The sequence below is a fragment of the Streptomyces sp. GbtcB7 genome (assembly GCF_019091445.1).
Lineage (GTDB): Bacteria > Actinomycetota > Actinomycetes > Streptomycetales > Streptomycetaceae > Streptomyces > Streptomyces mirabilis.
The window spans coordinates 262,600-285,098 of the sequence record NZ_JAGXJM010000006.1 but is presented as its reverse complement, the minus strand read 5'-3'; the positions used below and the strand labels follow the sequence as shown (position 1 = coordinate 285,098).

General features: G+C 73.0%; 12 protein-coding genes and 2 pseudogenes. 2 read left to right on the top strand and 12 right to left on the bottom strand.

From position 1 onward, the window contains the following. Positions 1 to 12: 12 nt before the first annotated feature. The 9 genes and pseudogenes from KVT44_RS13200 to KVT44_RS13160 all read right to left on the bottom strand — a co-directional run. The gene (locus KVT44_RS13200; protein WP_217567176.1) at positions 13 to 1,764 is read right to left on the bottom strand and encodes an SWIM zinc finger family protein; all 1,752 of its coding nucleotides are present in this window, start codon (positions 1,762 to 1,764) and stop codon (positions 13 to 15) included. Beyond that, a complete protein-coding gene (locus KVT44_RS13195) occupies positions 1,761 to 5,471 on the bottom strand; it encodes a DUF5682 family protein (protein ID WP_217567175.1) in 3,711 nt (1,236 codons plus the stop codon). Before KVT44_RS13195 ends, KVT44_RS13200 begins: the two co-directional genes overlap by 4 nt. Continuing rightward, a complete protein-coding gene (locus tag KVT44_RS13190; RefSeq protein ID WP_254649296.1) occupies positions 5,458 to 6,696 on the bottom strand; it encodes an AAA family ATPase in 1,239 nt (412 codons plus the stop codon). Before KVT44_RS13190 ends, KVT44_RS13195 begins: the two co-directional genes overlap by 14 nt. Then, positions 6,693 to 11,594 (bottom strand): hypothetical protein, encoded by a 4,902-nt coding sequence (locus tag KVT44_RS13185; RefSeq protein WP_217567174.1) that lies wholly within the window; start codon positions 11,592 to 11,594, stop codon positions 6,693 to 6,695. Before KVT44_RS13185 ends, KVT44_RS13190 begins: the two co-directional genes overlap by 4 nt. Beyond that, on the bottom strand, positions 11,591 to 12,472 hold the full coding sequence (locus tag KVT44_RS13180; RefSeq protein WP_217567173.1) for a DUF4132 domain-containing protein: 882 nt from the start codon (positions 12,470 to 12,472) through the stop codon (positions 11,591 to 11,593). The genes KVT44_RS13185 and KVT44_RS13180 overlap by 4 nt, the downstream gene beginning before the upstream one ends. 106 nt (positions 12,473 to 12,578) lie before the next feature. Next, positions 12,579 to 14,606 (bottom strand): HEAT repeat domain-containing protein, encoded by a 2,028-nt coding sequence (locus tag KVT44_RS13175; RefSeq protein ID WP_217567172.1) that lies wholly within the window; start codon positions 14,604 to 14,606, stop codon positions 12,579 to 12,581. 167 nt (positions 14,607 to 14,773) lie between these two features. Then, entirely contained in the window at positions 14,774 to 15,349 is a 576-nt protein-coding gene (locus tag KVT44_RS13170) for a TerD family protein (RefSeq protein ID WP_054228841.1), read from the bottom strand. 122 nt (positions 15,350 to 15,471) lie between these two features. After that, positions 15,472 to 16,150 (bottom strand): annotated as a pseudogene (locus KVT44_RS13165) (response regulator). Beyond that, positions 16,150 to 16,835 (bottom strand): annotated as a pseudogene (locus KVT44_RS13160) (sensor histidine kinase); the annotation flags it as partial. The pseudogenes KVT44_RS13160 and KVT44_RS13165, both read right to left, overlap by 1 nt. On the opposite strand from KVT44_RS13160, the gene KVT44_RS13155 reads away from it, so the two are divergent. Next, positions 16,734 to 17,279 (top strand): ABC transporter permease, encoded by a 546-nt coding sequence (locus KVT44_RS13155; RefSeq protein ID WP_308313984.1) that lies wholly within the window; start codon positions 16,734 to 16,736, stop codon positions 17,277 to 17,279. The pseudogene KVT44_RS13160 and the gene KVT44_RS13155 overlap by 102 nt on opposite strands. 164 nt (positions 17,280 to 17,443) lie before the next feature. Continuing rightward, complete coding sequence (gene tatA / locus KVT44_RS13150) at positions 17,444 to 17,722, top strand: Sec-independent protein translocase subunit TatA (protein ID WP_217567170.1); 279 nt, start codon at positions 17,444 to 17,446, stop codon at positions 17,720 to 17,722. A 62-nt stretch (positions 17,723 to 17,784) separates the two neighbouring features. On the opposite strand, the gene KVT44_RS13145 is transcribed toward tatA, so the two are convergent. The 3 genes from KVT44_RS13145 to KVT44_RS13135 form a co-directional block, all read right to left on the bottom strand. Beyond that, a complete protein-coding gene (locus KVT44_RS13145; RefSeq protein ID WP_217567169.1) occupies positions 17,785 to 18,843 on the bottom strand; it encodes a sporulation protein in 1,059 nt (352 codons plus the stop codon). Positions 18,844 to 18,971: 128 nt separating this feature from the next. Then, the gene (locus tag KVT44_RS13140; protein WP_217567168.1) at positions 18,972 to 20,264 is read right to left on the bottom strand and encodes a histidine-type phosphatase; all 1,293 of its coding nucleotides are present in this window, start codon (positions 20,262 to 20,264) and stop codon (positions 18,972 to 18,974) included. Between the two features lie 87 nt (positions 20,265 to 20,351). Further along, positions 20,352 to 22,154 carry a phosphatidylglycerol lysyltransferase domain-containing protein gene (locus KVT44_RS13135; protein WP_308313986.1) on the bottom strand — a complete coding sequence of 601 codons (1,803 nt, stop codon included), beginning with the start codon at positions 22,152 to 22,154 and terminating at the stop codon, positions 20,352 to 20,354. Positions 22,155 to 22,499: the final 345 nt, after the last annotated feature.

Below are 22,499 nucleotides of genomic sequence, written 5' to 3'. Positions count from 1 at the left end.
GGACCCCCGCGGTCAGGCCGGATCGTGCTCCCCCTCCGGTGCCCACGCGGCCGTGAGGAGGGACGCCGTGGCGGCCGAGGCGTAAGTGGACGACGCGAGCCAGGCGCGGGCGTACGCCTCCGGGTCGGCCGGCCGCAGTCGGCCCAGCGCGTCATGGCGCCGGTCGGACGCGGTGTCCACCAGGGCCCGCGCGCACGCGGCCCCCGTGGTCAGACCCACCGCGGCGAGCCGACGGGGGAGTTCGCCGTCGGCCACGGCGGCGGTGACGGCGCGGCCACCCGCGACCGCGCGGTCCACGGCCCGCCGCAGGAGGTCGAGTTCCGTGGGAAGCGCGGGCGCTGGGGTGGAAGGGATGACGGCCGTTCCGGTCCTGGGCAGGTGGGTGCGGTTGAGGCGGCGCAGACCGAGGTCCGCGCGGACCGGGTCGCCGTCCGTGCCCTGCCAGGCCGCGGCGAGGGCGCGTACACCGCTCGGCCGGTCCGCCGCGAGCCGTGCGACGAGGCGCAGGGACAGACCGTGGGCCCCCGCCAGAAGCCGGAGGTTCTCGACGTAGGAGAGTTCGGGACGCTCGTCCGGCGCCAGGAGGCGCACCGTGGGACCACCGTCCACGGCGAACCCTCCGCCGGTGATCGTCCCGGTGAGAAAGAGCAGGTCACCACCCGCGTCCCGTTCGTCGGCGGGCTCGGCCGACCACCGCAGCGCGGCAGCCACCTGGTCGACCGGGGAACGCCGCCAGAGCGTGTCGAGCGGCTCCTCGTGCCAACGGGCCCCCGACGCCCGTACGGAACGGACCGCGCCGCCACCGCCGATCCGCCCGTCCGGTGAGACGGTCGGGTCGGTGAGGATCGCCCCGCCGTGGTCGCCCAGTTCCCGCAGGGTGAGGGCGCTGCCGCCGGGGACCGCGGAGCCCGCGGCCTGCCGAGCACGGTCGGCGTCGCCCGGCGCCACGTCGGACAGCGAGCGGAGCCGGCCGTCCTGCGCGAGGGCGTACGTGACCGCCCCGGCGTACCCCGAAGCGGTCACCACCGGCTCGGTGAACAGACCGTGCAGTCGCAGCGAACCGTTCGCCGTGTAGGCCCGACGTGCGGTGCCGATCAGATCTGGGTCCGGCGCCCGGCGCAGCCCGACGGCGACGGTCAGCAACTCCGCCAGCTCCGAGGCCAGTTCGGGCAGCCGGAACGCGGGGTCCCCGGTGCCCGCCTCGGAGAGCCGCCGCGCCACCCGGACGGCCGCGGCCGCGGCGCGGTGGAGTCCGGCGACGCGCGCCGAGTGGGCGGCATGGAGGAGCGTGGCGCGGTGCACGGCACCGGAGCCGGTCACTCCGGCTGCCAGTACGGCGGTCGCGGCCACCCGGAGGGCGTGCACCGCCGCGGACTGTGGGGGACTGAGGTCGAGGGCCCCGGTCTCCGGAGGGACGACAGGGGTGGAGTCGCCGGCGTCCGACGGCACGACAGCCGTCGCTTCCGGTCCGTCCGTCTCCTCCGCCAGCGGTGCCAGCGTCAGGACCGCCGCACGATGCAGACACGCCGGCGCGAGCAGACAGCTGCACACGGCATCCTCGGCGGACGTCACCACCCCGGCCGTGGTGGTGAGAGTGACCGTCGTCGAGTCGTCGACCCGCACCACGACCGTCGCGTCCGTGACGGCGACGGGCCAGTTGGCCGCCTTGGCCGCGGCCGAGTCGGCACGTTTGCGCAGCCGGGTCGGGAGCGACTCCAGCGCGGCGGCCGCCACTTCGGCCGTCACCGGGGGAAGCGTGGTCATCGGTGTGTACCTCCCATGCGTTCGCCCACCCAGCGGGCCAGTTCCAGCGGGCTGAGGGCCGCCACCGGCATGCCCGCGGCCACCAACTGCCCCGCCACACCGGACGAGTAGCGCGGTCGGCCCGCGTCGTCCAGCGAGGCGCAGCCGAGGACATGGCAGCCCGAGTCGACGAGTGCCCGCACCTCGGACAGCAGCGGGCCCACCGGACCCCCCTCCTCGAAGTCGCTGATCAGGACGACCAGTGTGCGGGAGGGAACCGTCACCAGTGAGCGTGCGTGCCGCAGGCCCCGGGCGATGCTCGTCCCGCCGCCGACCCGCACCTCGAGGAGCAGCCCGAGGGGATCGTCCACCTGGTCGGTGAGGTCCACGACCTCCGTCGAGAACGCCACGAAGTGCGTGCTCAGTGCCGGGATCCCGGCGACCACGGACGCGGTGAGCGCCGCCCAGATCGTCGACGCCTCCATGGACCCGGACACATCGACGACCAGCACGAGCCGCCAGTCCGCCGCCTTGCGGGCCCGGGTACGGAAGACCGGCCGTTCGGGCAGCACCGTCATCGCTCCCGTCGCCGGATCGCGGCGCGCGGTCGCGAGGTTCGCGCGCACGGTGCGGGCGAGATCCAGGGGGCCGCCCGGTCTGCGGGTGGGCCGCGGATGCGCGAGACCGGCGAGGGCGGGTCGCAGTCTGTGGGCGAGAGCGTCCGTGAGCTCCTTGACCAGCCGGGCGACCAGGGGCCGCAGCCGCGCCAGTTGCTGCTCGGGCATGCCTCCCGCGTACGAGAGGACCGTCCGCAGGAGCTCGACCGAGGGGCGGGCCGAGGCGGGGTCGAGTTCCTGCAGGGCGTCGACGCGTCCGGCGTCGGCCGCCGCGGCCAGCACCTCTTCCCGTACCCCGGGTCCGAAGAGCGCCGCGAGCTCCTCGGACCAGCTCCGCACATCCGGGAACGACGCCTCGCTCCCGCCGCCCGCACCGTCGTCACCGGGCTCTCCGACCCCCTCGCCGCGCCCGCTCCCGTACAACTCGTCGAGTGCGCGAGCGATCCGGACGACCCGCCCCGTCAACTGCCGTGCCCTGCCCAGCAGGAGCCGCCAGCGATCTCCGGGGCCGAGACTGTTGGGTACGGCGGGACTGTCGGGCACGGTGCGACTGCCGGGTACGGCAGGGCTGTTGGGCACGGCGCGACTACCGGGTACGGCAGGGCTGCTGGGTACGGCTGGACTGCTGGGCGCGGCAGGACTGTTGGGCACGCCGGGGTTGTCATGCGGGGTCTGATTCGAGGTAGGCGTCGCGTCCGTGCCCAAGGGGTCCAACCCCGCCGTCGCCAACGCCGTCCGCCCCGCCAGATCCGCCGCCGCCATCCGGGCCAGGAACCCCGGCTCCGATACCGGGTCCGGCAACTCGCCCACCGCGTGGCCGGTGTGGTCCTCCACCGCGGCGAGCATCCGGGACCGGGCCGCCGGTGCCAGGACGTCGAAGCCGGCGCGCAGGGCCGGCAGGCGGTCGAGGAAGGCCCGGTCGGTGAGGGACTCGACGCGCTCCAGGAGCGGGTCCACGACCTCGCCCGTCTCGAGCAGCGGACCGGCGGCGAGCAGCGTGCCGCGCAGGAACGCGGCGAGGTCGGAACGGAGTTCGGGAGTCACGGCACCGTCGACACGGGAGGCCAGCCGGGTGCCGAACTCCGTCGCCTCCCGCAGCCCCAGCAACACCCGGGCGGCTCCCGCGGCGCCGCGGATCAGCGGCGTACCGTCCTCGTCCAGGCGGCCGAGGGCGTCCGCGAGCCGGAGTCCGCCGCCCGCGCCGTCCACCCGGGTGGCGAGGTCCACCAGAGCGCGGGCGTCGGCGGTGTCGGTGGAGCCGGTCAGCCCGTCGAGCGCGCGGACACCGGCGGCGCCCAACTCCTCGTACGCGGCCTCGATCCGCTCCTTCTCCCAAGGGGCGGGCAGCCCCGGCACATGCCCCGCGCCGATCCGGCTCAACAGGTCGAGCCCGCCGAGGAGTTCGGGCAGGGTGCCGGACGCGGGCAGCAGTTCGGCGACTTCCGTGAGGCGTTCCGAGGCGAGCCCCGGGAGGGCGCAGCGGGCCGCGTCCTCGAGCCCGGCGAGCACCTGGGCCGCGGTCGGACCGCCGTCGCGCCGCTCCGCCGCCCGTCGCCGCGCCAGTACGCCGCCGGCCGCCTGTTCCAACGTCACTCCGTGAACGCCGGTGACATCCAGCATCGCCGCGGTCGAGGGCGTCCAGGTCACCGTCCACCGTGTGGTGAGCGCGGCGCCGTCGCCGACCCCCGCGACGCCGGCCTCTTCGCCGTAGGGAACACGGCAGACCGCCATCCTGCGCAGACAGATCTCGCGTCGGCGGTCGAGTTCGGACCGCAGCGCGTCGAGCCGCAGCTCACGGCGGGCGGGGGCGGTGGGGGAGGGCAGTGAGAGTTCAGCGAGGAGGCCCTCGACCGCCGGGCCAAGGCCGGAGCGTGGCGTGCCGGGAGCGAGTCGCCCCTGCCGGTCACCGACGAGCACCCGCTCCATGGCCGCGGCCACCACCCGCCCCCGACCCAGCAACTGGCCCTGCGTGAGCACCGTCTGCACCGCCTCGACCAGCTCGCCGCGGCCCGCGGCGGGCAACCCGCGCAGCGTGGCCAAATCCCGCGCCACCCGCACCACCTCCCGGGCGTCGGCGGGGCCACTGGGATGTCCCGCCTCGCGGACGGCGGCGCAGATCCGCACGGCCGTCGCCGTCAGCAACTCGTCCAGCCGCCCCGGCTCCCCGGCCGCCCGGAACACCCCCCGCTGCCACTCCGGATCACGGATGCCGGCCGGATACCCGGACCGCTCGTCGAGCAGCGGGTACGAGTAGGGCACGAGGGAGGTGATGACCGAGGGGACGTCCTCCGCGGAACCGGCACCCGAACCCACCAGCCCGACAAGTGAACCCACCGGCCTGGCACCCGAACCCATCGGCCCGGCACCCGAACCCACCGGGCCGGAACCAGCCCGCAGCAGCGCGGGCGCGTGAAACGCCCCGATCACCGCTGCCGTACGCCGCCCCGAACACTCGGCCAGTCGCCCCCGCATATTGGCCTCGCGCCGCAGGTCGTACGGGTCCACGGCGTCCTCTCCGGTGTCCGCCCGCAACGCCCAGCCGACGAGCAGCGCGGCGCGCCGCAACTCCTCCGGCGAGGCGCCCGGCGCGCCCGACTCCACCAGCCGCGCCCACAGGTCGTCCTCCGTCCGGCCCCCGGCACGCGCTCGCAGGGCGGCCGCCAGCCGCCCACGCCCGCCACCCGCTCGGCCCGCACCCGGCTCCTCCGCCACCTCCCGCGCCCGCTCCCCCGTGTCCCGCGCGGCCAGGGGCAGGTCGAACGGCACGACCGGCACCCCTGCCTCCCTCGCCCAGCGAATCGCCGCGAGCTCCGGGGAGAACTCGGCGAAGGGCAGAAAGACCACCCCGCCGTGCTCCCGGCTCCCCGCCAGCGCCACCGGTGGCACCGTCGCCGGATCCCCCAGGTACTCCAGCCACGGCGCGAACTCCTCCGGAAGCTCGACGAGGAGCACCTCCGGCGCCGCCGCCGACAGCATCTCCGGCACGGCCGCCGCGAGCGCCGGTGAATGGTGCCGCACGCCGATCAGGAACGGCTCCCGACACTCGGCCAGCGCCTCCAGAGCCACCTCGGGCGACCCCGCCGAGTCGGGCGCTTGCTCACACGAGGTCATCGCGCAGCTCCCACAGCGTCCGCCACAGCGCGGCGCCCTGCTCCGCGCGACGCCGCACCGGACCGTCCCAGTAGCCCAGCAGCCGTGCGTGATCGGCCGGGTCGTCCTTGCGCACCGTGCCGAGCAGATGGCCGGGCAGGGTCCGCACGACATCCCTGCCGTCCCCGAGATACGCGGCGCCCAGGCCCATGGACGTGGCGACCTGCACCGCCTCCGCCGTCGACATCACCGTGGTGGGCCGCTCGACCTCCCAGCCCTCCGCGCTGCGGCCCGAGCGCAGATCCCGGAAGGCCGTGACCAGCGCCTCCAGCACCGCGTCGTCTACGGAGAAAGGGGCACCCGAGCGGGCGAGCGCCGCCGTGGCCTGGCCTCGGACCAGCTCCGTCTCCGCGTCGAGGTCGTCGATCGGTCCGACGGTCTCGAAGTTGAAGCGGCGCTTGAGGGCGGCGGACATCTCGGAGACACCGCGGTCACGGAGGTTGGCCGTCGCGATCAGCGTGAACCCCGGCACGGCGTGCACCGTGCCGTCCCCTTCCGGGCCACCAGCCAACTCCGGTACGGCGATGCGCCGTTCGGACAGCAGGGACACCAGGGCGTCCTGCACCTCGGGCAGACAGCGCGTGACCTCCTCGATCCGGGCGACGGCTCCCCGGGTCATCGCCGTGAGCACGGGTGAGGGCACCATGGCCGCTCGGCTCGGCCCCGTGGCGAGCAGCATCGCGTAGTTCCAGCCGTATCTGAGCTGGTCCTCCGTGGTGCCCGCGGTGCCCTGCACGGTGAGCGCGCTGGTGCCGCACACGGCGGCGGCCAGCAACTCGGAGAGCATCGACTTGGCGGTGCCGGGCTCGCCGACCAGCAGGAGACCCCGCTCGCCCGCGAGCGTCACCACGCACCGCTCGACGAGTCCCCGGTCGCCCACGAACTTCCGTGACACGACGAGCCGTCGCCCGTCCGCGCCGCTCAGCGTCTCGCCGTCCGAACCGCACACGAACGTCACCACGGCGCGCGGGGTCAGGTGCCAGCCCGGCGGTCGCGGCCCCTCGTCGTACGCCGCGAGAAACGCCAGCTCCTCGGCGTGACGGTCCTCGGGCAGCTCGATCTGCCGCGCGCCCGTCACGTTCGACACGTCCGGCACACCCGTTACGCCCCTCGCCTCCGTCACGTTCGTCCTGGCCGTCGCACCCGATGCCGTCATCCCGCTCGCCGTGCTCCGTCCGCCGCTCATGCCCTGCCTCCGCTCCGGCCGCCCCGGCCACCTCTGCCGCCCCGGCCACCGCGCCCGGCGAACTCCTCGAACCCGGGCGCGTCACCCTCGACGACCCGCCGCCAGGCCCGCGCGAACAACTCCGGCACCGGGTGGTCCGGCACCACGAAACCGTGGGTCGTCTCCGGCAGCAGCGGGGTCTTCCAGCTCTCGACGGGCAGCCGCGGCGCCTTGTGCTCCAGCCAGCCGCCGGGCAGGAACTGCGCTCGCCCGGCCCGGGACCGCTTCGCCTCCACCACCAGCCCGGTGGCGGCCAGTTCGGCCCTGGCCCGCTTCAGCCGCGCGGGCTTCCAGCCGGTCCAGGCCGCCTGGTTGCGGTCCGTGGGGTCCGGGAGCGCGAGCAGCATCAGATAGAGCCCGGCCGCGTCCTCGGAGAGCCCGCAGCGCTGCGCCGCCTCGGCCACCAGCTCCGGCGCGCTGTGGGCCGGGTGCTGTGCGGCTCCGGGCGGGCCGTCCGCCGTGATCAGGGCGGTGAACTCCTCGCTCAACAGCGTGCGCAGCGACTGCAGTTGCCCGCTGTCCCGGCTCAGCGCCGCGAGCAGCTTCAGCGCCGGGTGATCGGGTCCGCCCTCCTCGCCCGCCTGCGGCAGCACGGCCGAGGGCCGCAGCCATACGGTGTCCCACTCCGAGCGGTGCCGCATCGGCGCCAGCACGATCGCCGGGCCCGCCCGCAGCAGGCCCTCCGCGTCCCCGCCTCCCTGGGCGGGCAGCCCGAACGTCTCCCGTACCCGCGTCGACACCGTGTTGCCGTCATGCCCCCAGGTCACCCCGAGGTCGAGCAGCAGCCCGGGGTCGGTGAGGCGCTCGCGGAGCATGCGCAGGGTCTCGGGCAGCGTCGCGCGCAGCGGATCGCCGTACGGCAGTCGATAGGCGAGCCAGCGCAGCATGCTGACGTACGCGGCCAGGGTGGAGCCGGTGAACAGGGCCTGCGCGTCCAGCGGTTCGAGTCCGTTGCCCCGCATCCGCTGCTCGGTGCGACCGGTCAGCTCAGGGCGCGCCTGGGGGTTGAGGACGGCGTCCAGCATCCGGCCCGGCCCTGTCTCGCTCACCATCCGCGCGATCAGCTCGGGCGGCGCCGCCCGCCGCTGCCCCCGCCGCTCGATCCAGATCCGTACGACGGGCTCCAGGTCGAAACCGTCGGTCCACAGCCGCTCCGTGTGTCCGGGATCCGACGGGACCAGCGCGGCGGTGAACAACTGCCGTTCCGCGACGGAGAGTTCGCCGAGGGCGCTCCGGGCGGCCTGCGCCTCCGCGCTCTTCGCGCCCAGCGGCTGGAGGTGTTCCGCGGGTAGAAGCCCGTCCTTGCCGTAGGAGTTGAGCCCGGGCAGCCCGAGGAGCAGCAGCGCTCCGGCCACCGCGCTCACCCCCACCCGCTCGGCGAACTCCCGTGCCTGCTCCGGCCGGTAGGGCAGCGGTCCCCGCTCCCTCACGAGCGCCACCAACCGCCGTACGGCGGGCGCCAGGGCCTCGTCCCCGGACGTACCCCGGATCTCGGACTCGACGAGCGCGAAGCCCTCCCAGGGGCCGAACTCGCCCGCCGGGTCGTACTCGACGGCGTTCCAGTACGCGTCGCCCGCGTCGACCTTCTGGCAGGACAGGATCAGAAGCCGCCGGTCGCCCGAGGCCAGCACCTCCCCGACGCGCTCCGGCCGCTCCGACCGGGAGGCCTTGAGCTGCACGACCCGCAGTCGTCCGCGGGGATCGACGAGCACGCCGTCGCCGACCGACAGGACGACGTCGAGGAATTCCAGCAGCCCGGCGCGCCGGCCCTCCGGCGTGGTGGGCGCGGCGGCGCGCAGGGCGGCCGCCGCCATGCCGGGGCCGGCCAGCGAGAGCCAGGCGACTCCGGTGCCGACGAGCGGGAACTTCGCGGGCGGTGTGCCCGGGGCCAACAGCGAGCGCAACGCCCTGAGCTGGTCGACCGTGGTGGTGGCGTGTTGCTCGTTGCCGTAGTAACCGTAGAAGTGTCCGGGAGCGGTGAGCTCCCGCAGCGCCTCGCGCAGGACGTGGTCGTACGCGTGCCGGACTTCCTCCTCCTTGTCCTGGGGCGCGGCGACCGGCCGCTCGGCCCGCTCGGCGAGCGTGGCGATCCGCTTGGCGCAGCGGGCCGTCTCCTCGACCAACCCGGCCACCCCGAGGGCGAGCCGCTCGTCGGTGACGGCGGGCAGCAGCCGGGCCACGGCCTCCCGCGGGCTCTCGCCGTCCCGGACGGCGGCCAGCAGCGCGGTGGCGTCCGCGTCGGTCACGGCCCGCAGCGCGGCCGAGCCGTGCTCGTCGCGCGGGCGCAGCGCGTGCCAGTACCACAGCGGCGGCAGGAAGCGGGTGCCCGCCACATGTGCGCTGCCGCGGTCGCCCAGCTGGACGCGGGCCAGCGACAGGCCGTCCCTGTCGCACAGCTCGACGATCGTACGGTTCCAGCCCGTCTGCACGGGGTGCAGGACGGCGCCGCCCGGCAGGCGCAGGGGCGGGGCCGGAACGCCCTTGGTGGTCGCCGGACTGCGGTTCCCGTCGACCGAACAGGCCGTCCAGGCACCGGAGTTCTGGTCGTGCGTCACCCACCAGCCGAGTAGCCCGTCCTTGCTGCCGAACGGCGAGCCCTCCAGACCTGGCTGGACCGGCAGCAGCCGGCAGGCCGACTGTGTGAGGACGACGCCCGGGCGGGCGCCGGCGAGCGCCGAGTCGAAGAACGCAGGCACCGACGCCCGGCCGCGCTTGGCGGTGGCGGGGTCGTACTCGTGCCAGTGGTTCTCGTGCAGCACCCAGTACGAGATGCCGTCCGAGGCGATCTCGCGGCGCTGCTCGGCGAACGTGGTGTCCCCGGCGTGCACGGGCCGGCCGCCGAAGCAGCGGCCGCCGTCGGGCAGCGCGAGCGACACCGGGTGGCCGCCGTACCAGCCGCCCGGCAGGCCTGTCGGTTTGAACACGTCGGCGGGGCGTCCGGACCAGACGGCCCGCTGCTCGTTCCCGTACCCGGACGCGATGAGCCACTGGCCGTCCACGTGACGCACTGTCGGCTCGCCGTACTGGCGTCCCTGGGACGGCAGGGTGAGCGTGCGCGTGTCGAGCAGGGCGTCGGGGCCGGCCAGTGCGACCTGGGTCCCGACACGGACGATCAGCGCGGGCCAGGCGTCCGCGTACTGGTACGACCCGCCGTGCTGGTGCGGCCACGGGTGTTGTCCGCTCGTCGGCGGGGCGACCTTGCCGAGGGTGTCCAGGGCCTCTTCGAGGGCGGGCCAGCCCAGTTCGTCGAAGATGCCCGTGCGCAGGGTGCGGCCCAGGACCGGTGCGGGATCGAAGTCGACGATCCGCCGGACGGCCTCCGGTGCCGTCGCCAGTGCGGCGGGTGCCGAGAAGCGGGAGACCTTGGTCAGCAGCTCCTTGAGCCCCGGCAGGCCGACCGGCTCGGCCAGTTCGTCGGCCCGGTCCCGGAGCCAGCCCGCCACGGCCGTGCGCAGCGCCGGATGGTCCGCGAGTCGCCGCACGCGGGCCGAGGGCCCGGACGCGGGTGCGTCCGTGAGCGAGAGGTCCTCCACCGCCCTGCGCAACAGGGGAGTGAAGCGTGGGTCGGTGGTGACCGCGGCCAGGTCCCGGCGGCCCGGGCGCTCGTCGTCCGTCCAGTAGCGCAGCTCCAGGCCTTTGGTCCCCGGCGAGGGGTCGGCGACCGGGACACCCGCCGCCAGGGCGGTGTCCAGGAGGTCGAGATCCACGTAGGAGTTCCAGCCCTGCTCGCGCAGCAGCCGCACCGGCTTGCCGTCGGCGATCAGCCGGGGCGCCAGCCGCTCCACCAGGGCGAGTTCCTCGACGAGCCGCTTGCGCTGCCGCCAGCCACGCTGGCGGTGCCGGTCCCAGGAGCTCAGCCAGTCGGCGGCGTCGACCGTGCCGTCGACCAGCAGACCGATCGCCCCGCAGGCGTCGAGCAGCGCCAGCCACGCCGCGTCGAACTCCTCGCGCTGATCACCGCCCGTGGACGGCATCAGCGTCAACAACCGCTCCCGTACCGCCGGATCCTCGTGAGCCAGCTCCGCCAGAGCGGGCAGCGCGGACTTCCAGAAGCTCCCGGCCGCGCGGTTCATGGCGCCCGAGGGGAGGATCTCGGCGAGCAGTGCACGCTCCTCGGCACGCGGATCGAGCCCCGCACCCTTCGCCAGCCGCCGCAGATCCTCCAGCATGCCCGCGTAGGGAGCGATCCCGGCCGCGCAGCGCTGCGACGACAGCGTCCTGAACTGCTCGTACGCGGCTGTGCCGGACAGTCGTGCCGCCAGCCCCTTGGCGTGGTCGCGCAGTGCCTTGCCGCTCAGCGCGCCCGCCCCGGCGAACTCCAGGAACACCTCCCGCAGCCGGTCCTCGTCCACGTCGAGGGCGTGCCGCTGCTCGGCTGCCCGGGCCTTGCCGAAGAACGACGCGGCGTGCTGGCGCGACTCCGCCGCCAGGAACAGCCGGGCCACCTGCTCGTAGTACGTCGGCAGGAAGTGCGGCACCGAGCGGTCCAGCCGGGCGCCGATCTCGTCGAAGCCGTCCTTGGCGTGGCCCGGCTTGCTCGACACCATCCGGGTGAGCCGCTCCATCTCCTTGACCACGGCGAGCGCATGGTGCCCGTTCACCGGGTCGTTGACCAGCGCCCAGGCGGGGAAGCCCAGCGACTGCCGCCTCACCCGGCCCACCGGCGCCGCGTCGGCGGTGCCGAAGCCCAGGTACTCCAGGGCGAGGTCCTCGGCGGGCCCGATCGCCTCGGGCACCAGCCGCACCACCGTGCGCCCCTCCAGCACGGGATGCCCGTACGTCCGCGCCGTCAGCACATCGCCGGCACCCTCGCCCAGCGGCAGTACCGCTCCCGACTCCAGCAGCTGATCCCCGCTCACAGCTCCCCCTCCTCGTCCTCGCCGTTCACCACACGCCCCGCGTACACCAAAGCCGCCATCCGAACCCCCTCCGACCAGGCGACCGGCCCCACCTCCCGCAACGGCAGCCGGCGCCCGCCCGCGGCCCGCCACTCCAGGCCGCCGGTGCGGGTCTCGGACTCCGGGTAGTCGGCGCCGATCCAGTAGGCCGCCTCCACCGCGACCCCGTTCTCGATCAGCGGGCACACCGCGTACCCGCCGCGCACCCGATAGCCGTACGAACCCGCCCGCGCGGTCGCGTGCCGCAGTTCCTCGAACTTCCCGCCCACGTAGGCACTCCACTCGAAGGCGGCGCCGTCCCTCTCGTCCGGCCGCGGCCAGACCTCCCGGAACAACTGGCCGGCGCCCTGCTCGACACCGAGCTCCGCAGCGAACTCCCGCAGGTCCTCCAGGTCTTCGAGGAGCACCGGATGCGGTATCACCACCGTCCGCGCGGCGAGCCGGACCGAGTCGCCGTCCAGGTCGACCACGCCGAGGCCCTGCTCCGGATCCGCGTCCCGCAGGAACCCGGCGCGCTCCAGCGCGACCGTGCCGTCCGTGTCGACCGGCGCCACCACCAGGTCCCGCAGCACCGCCTGCCAGGCGGCGTCGGGCCACACCCGGGCCAGCAGGTCCGTCGGCACGGGCAGGGAGCGGACGATCCAGGTGTCCACCTGGGAGCGGCACTCCCGCTCATGCCGCTCCAGCCACTCGGCCAACTGCCGCAGCCGGACGACCTCCACGTCGTCCCGCAGCTTCGCGGGCACCTGCTTCAGCATGCGTCCCGCCGCGTTACGGCACCGCACCTGTGCGCCGTCCAACGTGACGGCGTACCCACTGGATGTCTCGATCCAACCCATGACAGGACCCCTCCCGAACCCACCTGTCGGCGATGGTGATCACAGTAGGGGAGGGGTCTGACAATGCCTCGACGGGTTGTGCTCAACTGGCTCTGAGCTGCGGTTTCTACGCGGCGTCCAGGGCGGCGCGGCAGGCACGCAGCAGCTGTTCGTCCTCGGCGATGTCATGGCTGCCGTATCCGCCGGCGCGCGACTGGTGCCGCCGTGGTGTGGCGAGTTCCGTACGGAGCAGATCGTGGGCGGGTGCGCCCGCCGGACCCATCCGGGTCAGACAGTCGGCGAGGACGGCGCGGGTGTGCGCGTTCTGCTCCCAGGCGGAGCGGAGCGCGGGGAGGACCGGCCCGGGATCCCCGGCGATGTCCCACAGGGCGGCCGCGGCGCTCGCACGCAGCCACACCTTCCCGGAGTCGGCCATGCCGCGCAGTGCCGGCAGGGCGGGTCGGGCCGCGGGCCCCAGTCGGCCCAGGGCCTCGGCCGCGTTGCGTGCCTGGAACTGCCCCGCCACCAACTCCCTTCGCAAAGTCGGCAGTACGGCCTCCGCGTCGCCCTCCAGCGACCAGAGCGCATCGGCCGCCACCACCGCGCACCCCCCGTCCAGCAGCTCACGCAGGGCCGGTATCGCCTCCCGCGCATCCGGGCCGCACCTGCCGAGCGCGTCGGCGATCGCCCGCACGAGCCACTCCCGGCTCCGCAGCCCCTCCGGCGCCCCGTGCAGCAGCCGCAGCATCTCCGGTACCGCCGGCGCGTGTCCCAGCCTGCCGAGCGCGAACAGCAGCGGCACCGCACGGTCGTAGGTGTCGACTGCGTCGAGGGGGAGCTCGCCGAGCCGCTCGCGCAGCAGTGGAGCGAGCGGGGCCGCCGCCGGACCCAAGTGCTGTACTTCGTAACCGATTTCGGGGGGCACGACCGGCCCGTCCAGCACCTCGGCGAGCGCCGCCACCGCGCGCGGATCGCCGGCTCTGGCCAGCGCCTTGAGCGGGGCGCCGAGGGCCGGTGTCCCGTGCTCCCACTGGCGTATTCGGTGCTCGGGGCCGACCGCCACCAGGGCGGCCAGGTGGTCGGCGGCCGGGGCGGCCAGACCGAAGAGTGTCTCCAGGACGGAGGCCGCGGCATCGCGCAGCCGCTGCTCCTCGGTGACGACCTGTTCGCCGATCAACGCGACCAGCTCTTCGTACGAGCCCCGCCATTCACGCAACAGCCCCGCCGCCATCCACACGCCGTTGCACCGGTCGGCCGACTCGTCGCTGCTCAACTGCCCCTTGAGCAGGGCGATCCGCTCGGCGGTCCGGCCGCCGAGCGCGGTGTGCAGGGTCCGCAGGAGATGACCCCCCTCCTCGTCGGCGGGGCGCAGGCGTCGCAGGTGGCCGATGAGGGTGTCGGTGTCGGGCCGCTCGGGCTGGTCCGGCACCCGGGTGCGTCGTGATCTGGCCCGGAGCAGTGCGATGACGGTGGGTACGAGGTCGGCTGGAAGGTGATCGGGTGCGCAGCCGGCGAGTTGGCCGAGGGCGGCGAGCCGCAGCCCGGGGTCGTGCGGAGCGGCACCGAGTTCGATCAGGCACTCCACCGCGGGAGCGGCGGACGCGGGGTGCAGGCGCGCGAACAGCCCCAGGCCCTCGGCCAGGGCCGGTCTGACCTGTTCCTCCTCTTCCTCCTCGAGTCGTCCCGTCAACAGCCCGAGGACGCGCTCCGGTTGGCCGAGGAACCGGACGAGCGCCGTCGGTGCCGCCCGGCGGACCTCCGGGTCCCGGTCCGCGAGCAGGCCGATGAAGGCCGCGGCGCCCGACCGTACCGCCGTGCGGGCCATGGCGTAGTTGCCCTCGGCGCCGTCCCCGTCTTCGAGTGGATCGTCGTCGAAGGCGTCCCCACCGCCGATGCTGACGAGCAGCTCCACGACGTCGCCCCGGTCGCGGAGTTCCGCGTGCCCGACGAGTTCGAACAGGAACGGGATGCACGCGAGCGTCGAGTCGTAGACATCGCCCTGGTGGTGCACGGCTCCGTACATCCCGTCGAGCGCTCTCTCACGCTCCTGAGGGCACGCGGAGGCCAGTCCCCGGAGCAACTCCGGGACGTCCTCGGCGCTTCCATAGGCATGTTTCATCGAGGCCCAGCCGACCTCGTCCATCCCCGTGAACACGGCATCCTCCCCAGGCGTACGACAACTCATCGTGAGTGTGCACCAAGGCACTGACAGTCACGTGTGCCTTTTGGGGCGTGTTCCGGCGACAGAGGTGGCAAGGGCCCGCCGCCCGCGCCCAGGGGATTCGCATCGAGGCGGGGACGGCGGGGAACCGGTGGGACGCGTCAGACTCCGACGCCGAAGTCGGAGGCGATCCCGGACAGACCCGAGGCGTACCCCTGGCCCACCGCGCGGAACTTCCACTCCGTGCCGTTGCGGTACAACTCGCCGAAGATCATCGCGGTTTCGGACGCGGCGTCCTCCGACAGGTCGTAGCGCGCGAGTTCGGTGCCGCCGGCCTGGTTGACGACACGGATGAACGCGTTGCGGACCTGGCCGAAGCTCTGTCCGCGTGCGTCGGCGTCGTGGATCGAGACCGGGAACACGATCTTGGCGACCTCGGCCGGTACGCCGGCCAGGTTCACCTTGATCGACTCGTCGTCGCCCTCGCCCTCACCGGTCAGGTTGTCGCCGGTGTGCTCGACCGAACCGTCCGGGCTCTTCAGGTTGTTGTAGAAGACGAAGTGCTGGTCCGAGAGGACCTTGCCCGACTCGTCGACCAGCAGCGCGGACGCGTCGAGGTCGTAGTCGGTGCCCGTCGTGGTCCGCACGTCCCAGCCCAGACCGACCAGGACCGCGGTCAGGCCCGGCGCCTCCTTGCTGAGCGAGACATTGCCGCCTTTGGACAGGGAAACTCCCACGCTGCTCTCCTCCGTGCTGCCGTCGGCCGGGCGAGTGGACGCCCGGCATTGGATGGATCGACACCAAAAAACTACATCACTGTAGAAATAGAGCGGGAGTTGCCGGCCGGAACCCGTCGGTCCTATGTGCTCCTGGCCACGGTGCCGGGCGTGACCAGGCCCGTTTCGTACGCCGTGACGACCGCCTGGACGCGGTCGCGGAGGCCGAGTTTGGCGAGGATGCGGGCGACATGGGTCTTGACCGTCGTCTCGGCCAGGTGGAGGTGGGCGGCGAGTTCGGTGTTGCTCAGGCCCTGCGCGAGCAGACGCAGGACTTCGAGTTCGCGCGGGGTCAACGGGGCCAGGTCGCGAGGGAGCGCGGTCGTCTCCGGGGACCGGCGGGCGTGGCGTTCGACCAGGCGGCGGGTGATCGTGGGAGCCAGGAGCGCGTCGCCGGAGCGGACCAGGCGGACGGCGGAGACCAGGTGTTCGGGGGTGACGTCCTTGAGGAGGAGCGCTGGCCCCGGCGGACAGCGCCGCGTACACCAGGTCGTCGAGATCGAAGAGCGTCAGGATGATCACGCGGGGCGGGTCGGACGCGCCGGTCAGGATGTGGCGGGTCGCCTCCAGGCCGTCCGGTTCGGGCATCCGGATGTCCATCAGCACCACGTCGGGGCGGGTGCGGCGGACCGCCTCCACGGCTTCGGCGCCGTCGGCCGCCTCCGCGACCACGTCGATGCCGTCGGCCATGAGGATCATCCGGAAGCCCGTACGGGCGAGGGTCTGGTCGTCGGCGACCACCACGCGCAGCGGTGACGTCATCACGCCTCCAGGGGGATCGGCGCGCTGACACGGTAGCCGCCGGTCGGACGTCGTCCGGTGTCCAAGGTGCCTCCGTACACGGCCAGTCGCTCGCGCAGACCGAGCAGACCACGGCCGTTTCCGGTGGTCGTCGCGGACGCGTCCGGCGTGCCCCCGGTGTCCTTGACGTCGACACGGAGACGGTCGGAGCCGTACTCGACCGTCACGGTCGCCTTGGCACCGACCGCGTGCTTCACCGTGTTCGTCAGCGCGTCCTGCACCACCCGATACGCGGCCAGACCGACCCCCGACGGCAGCGCACGGGCCGACCCCGTGATCGTCAGTTCCACGGGTACGCCGGATTCGCGTACCTGTCCGACCAGGGACTCCACCGGTCCAGGCCCGGCTGCGGCGCGAGATCCGCCGCGGCGGCCGGTTCCGGCCCTTCGGCCTCCATCGTCAACAGACCCATGGCGTACCGCAGTTCGGCTATCGCCGCCCGGCCGCCGGCCTCTACCCCGAGCAGGGCCTCGCGAGCCTGGTCGGGCGCGAGGTCCATGACCTTGCGGGCGGCGCCGGCCTGGATGACCATCACGCTGACGTTGTGGGTGACGACGTTGTGCAACTCACGGGCGACGCGGGCCCGTTCATGCTCGGCGGCGCGGCGCAGCTCCGCGGCCCGCTCGCGTTCCAGCGCCGACATCCGTGGGTCGGCGACAGTGGCACGGTCGCCGTGCTGAACTCGCTGACCGCGGTGCTCACCCTGATGCTCGTCGCGGTCGCCGGACTCGGTGTGCTCAACGGAGTCGTCCTCGACACCCGGGAACGGGTCCGCGACCTGGGCATCCACAAGGCCCTCGGAATGACGCCGCGGCAGACCGTCGTCATGGTCGTCACCTCGGTCGTCATGACCGGACCCGGCGGCGGCGCCGTCGGAGTGCCGCTCGGCGTCGCCCTGCACGGCTGGATCATGCCTGCCATGGGGCACAGCGCCGGGCTGAACCTGCCCGAGTCCGTCATCGCCGTCTACCGCACGCCCGAACTGGTCCTGCTCGCCCTCGGCGGACTGCTGATCGCCGTCCTGGGCGCTCTGCTGCCCGCGGGCTGGGCCGCCCGGACCCGCAGTGCCGTCGCCCTGCGCACGGAATAGCGGCGGAACAGGAGCGGAACGGGAACGGAAGGGGGGCGGAAGGGGGAGCCGGGAGCCGTCCGATCCGCACCCATGGTTGTACTGTTGCGCAAAGCGGCAATCTTCAAGTGGGTGGCGGCCAGTGGGGCGTGCCCTCGACCGAGGCGAAGAAAGGCGGGCGCGCGATGCTCCGCAACGGACTGGAACCCTGGCACCTGCTGATCGTGGCGATCGTGCTCATCGTGCTGTTCGGCTCGAAGAAGCTGCCGGACACCGCCCGTGCGCTGGGCAAGTCGATGCGCATCCTCAAGAGCGAGACCAAGGCGATGAAGGACGAGAACTTTGCGTCCGCCGCCACCGCCGAACAGGGCACGGCTCCGGTGACCCCCACGGCGGTCATCAAGAACTCCGCCGAGCAGGCCGCCCCGCGCGCGACGACCGAGGCTCCGAGCGCCGCGCACTGAGCCCATGTGGTCCGGTCCGGGGACGGCGCACACCGCCCCCGGACACGGACACGTCTGAGGACTCAGTCCTCTTCGCCGCCTTCGTCGTCGTCGCCCTCGAAGAAGTCGCCCACCTCGTCGACGACTTCGGCCGCGACCAGCCCGCCGACCACCCCCACCGCGAGTCCCGCCGCGCCGGCCGCGACCGCGGTGCCGAGGCCGGGCCCGGAGCGGTGGCCCTCATGACCCGACCCATAGCCGGACTCATGGCTGGACCCGTAGCTGGACTCATGGGCCGAGTGATGCCCGTACCCGCTTCCGGCGGCATACGGATCGGCGTGGCCGTACGTGGCGTGGGAGCCGTACGACGCCCGGTGCTCGACCAACTGCCTGATCCAGCCGTCGACTTCGCCGTTCCAGTCGCGGGCCCCGACATCGTGATGGCTCACCGTGAAGCGGGTGAGGGCGTCCTGCCCGGACTCGAAGAGCCCGCCGCGCTTGTCGGCCTCCAGGACGATCTCCATGCCGGCCGGGGTGGCGAGGAAGGTCAGCTCGATCTCGTTCACCACGTGCGCGTACTGCGGCGCGGGCGTCAGCTCGATCTCCTGGTAGAAGGGCAACTGCTGCCCCGTACCCCCGATGTGGCCGTGTTCGAGGTCGGCGGACCTGAAGCCGAAGCCCAGCTGCCCCAGCGCCTCCAGGACCGCTTCCTGGACCGGCAGCGGACGCACCACGAGCGGGTCCAGGTCGCCCTTGTCCCTCGCACCGGCCACCGCGAGCTCGGTGCGCACACCGAGAACGATGCCCAGCGGCTGCCCGTACAGCTCGCTGACCGGTGTCTCCCACGGCAGGGACACGCTGAACGGAACGCTGTGCCGCTCCTGCTCGGCGAGGCGGAAACCGCCGCCGACCGTGAACCGCTCGAAGACGACGACGCCCTCGCTCTCCCCGTCCTCGTGCTCGGTCTCCACCCGGGCGATCAGTTCGAGCCCGATGTGCTCGATCTCCACGTCCGCGCTGCCACCCTGGAGATGGACCTGCCCGGACAGGATCCCGCCGGGCGCCACCGCGCCGCCGTCGAGAACCGTGTCCACCGAGGGGCCGCCTGCGCCCATCGCTCCGAGCAGCCGTTTGAACACCATGTCGGTGTGGCTCCTTCACTGATCGCACTCATCGTTCCGAACCGGCTCGGAGCGAGCCCCGAGCCGGTGTCATCAGAACTGACGGCATCGGTAAAGAAGTTCCCAAGTCACCTGGACGGAGGCATCTTTCACGACTTGGTGCGCCCGAAGCAGCGCTCCAGCTCGTCCAGGTCGTAGAACGCGCTGCCCTTCGCCACCGGCGCGCAGCCCGCCTTGAACGCGGTCTCCTTCTCGTTGTAGAGCATCCGCACCAGAGAGGTGTCGCCCTTGCGGAACACGTCCCACTGGATGTTCGCGGCCATCGGCGCCACCGAGCCGCCCCGCCAGGGGTTGTCCGTATAGGTGTACGGCTGAGTCGTCGTCACCGGCTTCGTGCTGCCCGGCAGCCGCATGAGAGCGGCGAGCGGGATGATCTCCTCGGCGTGGGTGAAACGCAGCTCCGCGCCGAGGTCGCTGGTTCCGTCACGCTTGGCCTCGGCCCTCTTGAAGAAGTCGTCGAGCAGGACGTCCGCCATCTTGTACGTGATGTCGCTGTCCGCGAAGCCCGGTCCCTTCTCGTAGAAGTCCTCGGCATCGCTGAGATAGGCGAACCAGGCGTCGCGCGGGGCGAGGTAGCGCGCCAGGTGCCAGGTGCCCTCGTCGGTCATGGCCGGGGCGATGCTGTACAGGTTGTAGACCGCCTGGGCCGCGTCCACCTCGCTGCCGATGGAGGCGAACTCCCCGTCCGAGATCCGCCGCACGAAGGCCGACGTGAAGATCCTCTTCAGGATGTCGCGGGCCGCGCGGTGGGTGGCCGGCTGGTCGGTGACGCTCTTGAGGGTGGTGGCCAGCCGCTGGTCGTGGGCGAGGTAGTCGCGGTAGGCGGCACCGCCCGCGGACTTGTGGAAGTAGAGCAGGTCGGGGTCGGTGCGCGCCGGGCCGATGAGGGGAGTGAGAGCCGGGTCGGTGTCGGCGAGGGCCGAGGCGAAGAGGGCGCCGCTGTCGACGGCGCGGCCCTGGCCCGAGCTGACCACGTCGATCGGCTCGGAGTCCTGGGCGATCCGCGCGAACAGTCTGGGCAGCCGCTGTGCCATGCGGGCCGCCGTGCCCTGGATCTCCCGCTTGCCCCGGCCGCTGAGGTTGCCGTATCCGACCTTCTCCATCGCCGCCAGCAGTGAGCGCACCTGCGGGCCGAACTCCGCACCGGCACGGGTGAGTTCGCCCTCGCTTTCGGCCTTGTCCCACAGCTGGAGGATCAACTCTCCGTCCTCGTCGCTCGTCGCCGCGCGTGAACCGTGCCGGGACACGTACTCGGTGAACACCGGGACGAACCCCTTCGGTGCCCGCTGGTACGTACGGGCGTTCTGCTGCGGCGCGTACGGCGTCTTCGTCCCGTAACTGCCCGACGCCCCGCCCGCCGCCTGCGCCGGGAGCGGGGACATGAGGAGGACGGAGAGCGCGGAGAGGGTGAGGGCCAGGGCGCCAGGTGCGTGTGCCCCGGCGCCCGTACCTCGAACAGGCCAGAAGAGTTACCTGGTTGACGAGGTGCTGGTCGAGGAACTGCTCTGCTGTCCGGGGACCTGCCCGCTCCCGTGCGGGGGTTGTGACCGTCCTCCCGGCCTCCGCAGGAGTGGGCGGCGGCCGAGCGCGGGCAGCGCGGGCGGGGTGAGGAAGCCCTCCGCGCGGGCGGCGGCGATCCCGATGCGGGGGAGGTCACTGCTCTTCTCGAAGAGGAGGTAACGGGGCTCCCAGACGGGCCGGTACTTGGCGTTGGCCCGGTAGAGGGACTCGAGTTGCCACCAGCGGGAGAGGAAGGTCAGAACCGCGCACCACAGACGCAGCACCGGTCCGGCGCCCAGCCGGGAGCCGCGCTCGAAGACGGAACGGAACATGGCGAAGTTCAGCGAGACCCGCTGCACCCCGATCTCCTCGGCGCGCAGCAGGAGTTCGATGACCATGAACTCCATGAGGCCGTTCTCGCAGTCACGGTCCCGGCGCATCAGGTCGAGCGACAGCCCCTTGTCGCCCCACGGTACGAAGCTCAGCACGGCCCGCGGTTCGTCCTGGCTGTCGCGGCACTCCAGCATCACGCACCGGCCGTCGCCCGGGTCGCCGAGCCGGCCGAGCGCCATGGAGAACCCGCGCTCGGTCTCGCCGTCCCGCCAGTGGTCCGCCTTGTCGATGAGGGTGGCCATGTCGGCCTCGGGGATGTCCTCGTGGCGGCGGATGCCGACGGTGTAACCGGCCCGGCGGACGCGGTTGTGGGCCTGGCGCACTCCGCGCATCGCGCGCCCTTCGAGGGTGAAGTCGGCGCGGTCCACGATGGCTTCGTCGCCGAGTTCGAGGGCGTCGAGGCCGTGCCGGGCGTAGATGGTGCCGGCCTCCTCGCCGGCGCCCGTCACGGCCGGCGTCCAGGCGTGCCGCCGCGCCTCGTGCAGCCATGCCTCGATCGCACCGGGCCAGGCCTCGGGGTCGCCGATCGGGTCGCCGGAGGCAAGGGTCACTCCGCCGACCACCCGGTAGGTGATCGCCGCCTTGCCGCTCGGGGACCACATGACGGCCTTGTCGCGGCGCAGCGCGAAGTAGCCCAGCGAGTCCCGCTCACCGTGCTTGGCGAGAAGGTCGCGCAGACGTCGCTCGTCGTCCTCGCCGAGGAGTTCCCGCCCGCGCGGGGCGCGGAAGCAGGCGTAGAGCACGAGCAGGAAGGAGGCCGCGATCAGGATGTTGACGATCACGTCCACCCAGCGGGGCGCGACCACGGAGTCGAGGCGGTCGGCGAGCGGGCCGACGCTGACCCCGCGCAGCAGCGTGTACGCGATCCGGTCGCTCAGCGGCGCCCCGGACACCTTGTTGGTGGCGCTCACCAGCAGCGTTCCGAGGGTGCCGCTGACCAGGAAGCCACCGGCGCCGACGGCCAGCGCCAGCCGGGGGTTGGAGCGGTCCCCGACGGCCTGGAACTCCCTTCGCCCCACCAGCAGCGCGACGACGAAGAGCCCGGTGAACACGGTCGAGAACCAGTTGAAGCCGTGCCGTCGGTACTGCTCCTGTGTGAGGGCCAGGACGTACAGCCCGAAGAGCGGTCCCGCCAGCAGCATGTTGAAGATCCACGCGGCCCGTTTGCGGCGCCGCATCACCAGCGCCAGGAACAGCGCCAGCGCGGCCGAGACCAGCCCGGCGGTGGCCAGGTACGGGGTGAAGAACTCACCTCCGTTGTGCTCGTGCACCTCTTCCCGGAACGGCAGCGACGTGACCGCCACCACGTTGAGCAGCGCGAGCAGTCGCAGGTACCAGACCGTGGCCGCGGCCGCCCGTGGTCGTAGCCGGTCGCCGATGGCCGGCCGTCCGGTCGGGTCCGGCCGGCGCGACTTCGAGTTCCTCTGTTCCGGGACGAGTACTGGCTGTTGTGCAGACACCGTGGAGCATCACCTTGGGGAGAGGGCGGTGGGGGAGAGCTGCGGGGGCGGGGAACTCTGTGTGTTCCCTGAGAGGGGCAGAGCGGGGAAACCCTACATGCTGTAAGGAAAAGGTGAGTTGTGGTCACGGTGAGGATTGCCGCCGAGGGTCTTAACGAGTGGCGGTCAGCGGTGTTGCGGGGAAAGACTGCCTGGTCCAGGCGGTGCCGCTGGGTAAGCAGCTGGTAAGAATCGAAGCGCGGACAGAATGTCCGTGGCGGGGGT